Annotated in this window: 5 protein-coding genes; 2 read left to right on the top strand and 3 right to left on the bottom strand. The window is 68.8% G+C overall.

Annotated elements, in window-relative coordinates:
• Positions 1-634: AarF/UbiB family protein (locus ACWELQ_RS37170; protein ID WP_452401702.1), on the bottom strand; the 634-nt coding region annotated here is incomplete at its 3' end.
• A 181-nt stretch (positions 635-815) separates the two neighbouring features.
• On the opposite strand from ACWELQ_RS37170, the gene ACWELQ_RS37165 reads away from it, so the two are divergent.
• Positions 816-2,366, top strand: a complete 1,551-nt coding sequence (locus tag ACWELQ_RS37165; protein ID WP_452401701.1) for an acyl-CoA carboxylase subunit beta — start codon at positions 816-818, stop codon at positions 2,364-2,366.
• Positions 2,367-2,443: 77 nt separating this feature from the next.
• Here ACWELQ_RS37165 and ACWELQ_RS37160 read toward each other — a convergent pair whose 3' ends face one another.
• Entirely contained in the window at positions 2,444-3,820 is a 1,377-nt protein-coding gene (locus ACWELQ_RS37160) for a lipase family protein (protein ID WP_452401700.1), read from the bottom strand.
• Between the two features lie 210 nt (positions 3,821-4,030).
• Positions 4,031-4,864, bottom strand: coding sequence for an acyl-CoA thioesterase domain-containing protein (locus tag ACWELQ_RS37155; RefSeq protein ID WP_452401699.1), 834 nt, complete (start codon positions 4,862-4,864; stop codon positions 4,031-4,033).
• A 121-nt stretch (positions 4,865-4,985) separates the two neighbouring features.
• Between ACWELQ_RS37155 and ACWELQ_RS37150 the strand changes: the two genes are divergently transcribed.
• On the top strand, positions 4,986-5,319 hold a 334-nt coding region (locus ACWELQ_RS37150), incomplete at its 3' end, for an SRPBCC family protein (protein WP_452401698.1).

Genomic DNA, 5,319 nt, shown 5'->3' with positions numbered 1-5,319 from the left:
AAGTCGGCGGGTTCCAGGCAGATGTGGTGCAGGCCCGCACCGCCGCGTTCGAGGAATTCGGTGTAGATGGATCGCCCGGTCGCGCGTTCTCCGAGCGCTTCTCCAGCGTGCGCGCCAGCCGCATGGCCGCGCGCAGATCCACGATCATGCGCCGCGCGATCTCGGGCCGCTGCACCTTGACCACCGCGGGCCGTCCGTCGGCCAGCACGCACGCGTGCACCTGCGCGATGGAGGCCGCCGAGAGCGGCTCGTCGTCGAATTCGCGGAACAGTTCCGAGATCGGCTTGCCCAGATCGGCTTCGATGATGGCGCGGGCGTCCGCGGCCGGGAACGGCGGCACATCGTCGAGGCAGCGCAGGCAGGCGTCGGCCAGTTCGCGCGGGAACGCGCCCGGCGAGGAGGCGATGAGCTGGCCCAGTTTCACGAACATCGGGCCCAGCGTCTCGAAGCCGTCGACCACGCCCTCGGCCGCCGCGCGCTTGCGCTTGGACGGGCGCAGCCCGCCGCGCAGCACGCTCTTGAGGACCGATCCGCCCAGCACCGCACCGACCGTGGCGGTCCGCCGCCACTCCGAGAACCCGAAGGTGTCGAGGTCCGGCCTGATCACCTCGGGCGTCCCCGCTCGCACAGTCATAGGTGAGCTCACGCGCCGCAGTGTATCCCTGACCTTGCTAACACGGCGGCACAGGTTACCGACACGTTCAGTGGTTCGGGATCGAGGGCGCACGGTACCGTGGGCGGTTCGAGTCGCGATCCGGCTCGGCACGGGCGTGATCGAGCCCGACTCGATGAAGGCGAAAGGCAAGACCGAGGTAATGACGGGTACAGCGGAAAAGCTGGCGGAACTGCGCAAGCTCCTGGAGATCGCCGAAGAACCCACCGGTGAGAAGGGTATCCAGAAGCGCCTAGCCAAAGGCGTAGCCAGTGCCCGAGAACGCGTCGACATGCTGCTGGACCCGGGCAGCTTCGTCGAGATGGGCGCGCTCATGCGCTCTCCCGGCAACCGCAACGCCCTCTACGGCGACGGCGTGGTCACCGGTCGCGGCAGCATCGACGGCCGCCCGGTCGTGGTGATCTCCCACGACTCCGGCGTGCAGGGCGGCTCGGTCGGTGAGACCTTCGGCCGCCGTGTCCGCGTCGCGATGGAATTCGCGTACAACAACGCCTGCCCGGTCGTGGTGATCAACGACTCCGGCGGCGCGCGCATCCAGGAGGGTGTGACCGCGCTGGCCTGGTACGCCACCATGTGCCGCCTGCAAGAAGACCTGTCGGGCTACGTGCCGATGGTCGCGGTCATGTTCGGCAAGTGCGCCGCGGGTTCGGTGTACGGCCCGGTCAACATGGACGTGATGATCGCGACCGACGACTCGTACATGTTCGTGACCGGTCCCGAGGTCATCAAGGGCATCACCGGTGAGGACATCAGCGCCGAGGAGCTGGGCGGCGCGGCCGTGCAGGCCCGCAACGGTCTGCTGCACCACGTGGCTCGCACCGAGCGCGACGCCTTGCAGTGGGCGCGCGAGTACCTGAGCTACCTGCCCAGCAGCTGCCTCGAGCAGCCGCCGATCGTGAACCCGGGCCTCGAGCCCGAGATCACCGACTCCGATCGGGAACTGGACCGGATCATTCCGGACTCCGATCGGCAGGGCTACGACATGCACGAGGTGCTGCTGCGCATCTTCGACGACGGTGCCTTCCTGGAAATGGGCGAGGCCGCCGCGCAGAACCTGATCACCGGTTTCGCCCGCGTCGACGGCCGGCCGGTCGGTGTCATCGCCAATCAGCCGATGGTGCTGGGCGGCGCGCTGGACGCGGCCTGCTCGGACAAGGGCGCGTACTTCATCCGGCTCTGCGACGCCTTCAACATCCCGCTCGTCTATGTCGTCGACACCCCGGGCGTGTTGCCGGGTCTCGAGGAGGAGCGCAACGGCGTCATCAAGCGCGGCGGCCGCATGTTCCGCGCGCTCATCGAGGCCACCGTTCCGATCGTCACCATCGTGACCCGCAAGGCGTACGGCGGCGGCTACGCGGTCATGGGCTGCAAGGAGCTCGGCGTCGACATCAACTTCGCCTGGCCGACCGCGCGCATCGCGGTCATCGGCGCGGAGGGCATGGTCACCGTCACCGGTAAGAAGACCCTCGCCGCCACGCCGCCGGAACAGCGCGAGACCGTGCGCAAGCAGATGGTGGACTTCTACAACGCGCTGCTGGACAACCCGTGGGTGGCGGCCGAGCGCGGCTACATCGACGCGGTCATCGAGCCGTCCTCGACCCGCCTCGAGATCCGCAAGGCGCTCAAGCTGCTGCGCGACAAGGACGCGGTGCGCAAGCACAACCCGCGCAAGCACAACCTGTTCCCCATTTAACCCAACTCTCGGGGGCTCTCAGGGGCTTCCCCTGAAACCCCTTTCCCAAGAAGGCAGGGTAGATCGCCTGCCCGCGTTCAACATTCGTTGGGCGCGGGTATGCCCCGCAATCTCTGGTCCAGCCAGTCGAGGGACTCGGGATAGCCGGTGACCGCCGCGATGAAGTGTTCGCCGAACACGCTGCGGTACACCGCCTTCACGCCGAGTGAGCATTGCTCGGCGTAGAGGTTCTTGGCCCCGGCCGCCGGGACCCAGAATTCCTGTTCGCCGTTGAAGATGAACAGCGGCACCGGCGATTTCTTGCCGTCCATCCGGGTGATGGCGTAGATCTCGTGCGCCAGATCGCTGTTGAGCGGGTCGGGGATGTCGGCGGCCAGGTCGATGGGCAGTTGCAGCAGGCCCGGCACCGAGAACACCTCGCTGCATTGACTGTTGAGCACCGACACCGCCGCCCAGTCGGCCAGATGGTTCATGTGCGCCAGGATCTCCGGGCGTTCCCGGCCGATGCCGAACACCGCCCCCAGGAAGACTCCCGAGGCCAGGTTGGCGTTCATGGATTTCGCCAGGAGGCTGAAATCCGCGGGCACCCCGCCCAAAGCCGCGCCGACCACGACATCGGACAGCTCCGGCGCGTACTCCGACATGAGCTTGACCGCGCCGTTGGTGGCGATAGCCCCGCCGGAGTAGCCGATCATCCCGAACTTGCTGTCCCCCAGCTCATCCGGCAGCTGATTGCGCACCGCGCGAATGGCGTCGAGGATGAGGTGCCCGGCCACCATCGGCTCCGCGTAGGCCATGCGCGGGCCCTCGTGGTCGGTGATCAGCACCGCGTACCCGCGCAGCAGCGCCAGCTGGGTGGTCGGCAGGATGTAGCCGGTGAAGTTGGAGGCCCGCGAGAAGCCGTGCGCCATGGTGTAACTGGGGTTGCAGTCGCGGCCCAGCGCGTCGATCGGCAGATTGTTGACCACCACCGGCCGCTCCCCCGGGCCGGTCCAGTTCCCCACCGGCAGCACCAGACTGGCGATGCCGTAGGAGGCTTCGTCGTGAGAGTCGTTGGTGCGGTACTTCAACTGCAGCACCTGGCGCACCGGCACGATCAGGGTGGGCGCGGCGGTGGCGGTCACGTCGCGCACGGAGACGAGCGCGCCCGGATCGTAGCCGTCGAGCCCGCCGGGCCAGTCGTCGACGAAGGAGTCACCGATGGCGGCGGGCATGGCCGCCGCGCGCAGGGCCGCGAGATCCGGTGGCAGCGCGGCGGTATCGACCAGCGGTGAGTCCGTCTGGGCGGGCGTGAGCGCCGGTGCGGGGATCACCTGGTCGATCCAGCGCTGGATGTCGGGCAGGGACGGCAGGGAGATGCCGGGTGGACCCGGCGGGATCGACGGCCCGGGGTCCGGAGGTTGCGCGAATGCCGGTGCGGCACCGTATCCGACGATCGCAGCGCATCCGATCATCAAGGCACCGGCGATATTTCGCAGGCGACGCAGCACAACACCCCCACGGATCGGTATTTTCGACGGTCGGGCAGCTCCTCGTCTCTCGCGCGCCCGAGCCTACTGGGACACCCTCATCCGACACTCCGGACTCGACGGTTCGAAGCCACATCGAGACCGGGTCGTGCCCTAACAGGGTCCGAGCGCCGCCGCCGGTACCTCACCGCCGGGTCACTGCCGGCGGCGCATCACCATGTCGAGTTGGGCATTGCTGATCTGCCGACCCGCGTTCGACACCGAGGTCACCATGCAGCTGCCGAAGGACCCGTCGCGGTCGAACAGGGTGGCCACGCCCACCGCCATGCCGCGCTCGCTGAAGTGGCTGTCGGCCTCGACCCCGATCTCGGGGCCCACGGGCAGCCGCGAAAGGCCCAGCGTCATATCCGTATTGATGAACCCGATGCCCTTGTCGCCCCAGTTGGTCATCATGCTGGTCGCCTCGGCCACCAGCGCGACCCGCACGAACGGGGTGAGCTCCTCGCCGGTGATCACCCGAATCGGGTTCTGCCAGGTCCGCTTCCGGGCGTTGTTCTCGTGATCGGTGGGCACCGAGTTCCAGTGCGTGGAGTTCTCGTCGCTGTTGAACAGCGGCACCCGCGGCAGCGCCGAGGGCGGGGCGAGCTCGAGCGACGGCGGCTGCGGCTCGCGCTCGCGGTGCCACAGCTCGCCGGGCGGCTGCTCGCTCGGCTGCAACAGCACCGCCGAAGCGCGCGCGGCCACCGTGCCGCCCTGCACGATGCTCACGTCGGCGACGCGGATGCGGCGGCCGTCGCGCACCCGCACGCTCGGGGTCAGGGTGGGCTCGAAGCGGGCGGCGCTGAACAGGTCCACCGTCAGGCGCACCGGCACGAATCCGTCGGTGGCGTGCTCGCGTTCGAGCTCGCGGGCCAGCAGTCCGGTCAGCGCCGGGCCGACCAGCTGCGCCTTGGACCATTCGCTGGCCGCGTACGGCGTCGGTGCGAACCCGCCGTCCACCTCGTCGAAATACGCGGGCACTTCCACCACGACACCGGCTCCCGTCCACTCGTCTCGGTCGATGGTTGACCGATCCACTGTTTCCAGAGCTAACACATCGACGGAACCCGTTTCAATTCAGGGTCCGGCTGCCGGGCCTTACCATGACGGAATGTTCGAGGTGACCAGCGAGACCACCGCGGACCCGGGACGCGCCTGGACCGCGCTCATCACCGTCACCGACTGGCCGGAATGGACCGCGTCGATGACCGCCGTACACCCCCTGGACCCCGGCCCGCTCGGCCCCGGCAGCCGGGTGCGCATCAGCCAGCCCGGCCTGCCCGCCCTGGTGTGGACCGTCACCGACTTCCGCGAGGGTGTCGAATTCACCTGGGCCGCAGCCTCGGCCGGGGTACGCACCCTGGCCCGCCACCGCCTCGACCCGGCGGCTCGGGCATGTGCTCGCCGACGAGCTGGCCGCCCACCTGAGAAGGGTGCCCGCGCCG

This window comes from Nocardia sp. NPDC004722 (genome assembly GCF_053601505.1).
The sequence above is the reverse complement of the archived record's forward strand: the minus strand, read 5'-3'. Positions and strand labels throughout refer to the sequence as shown.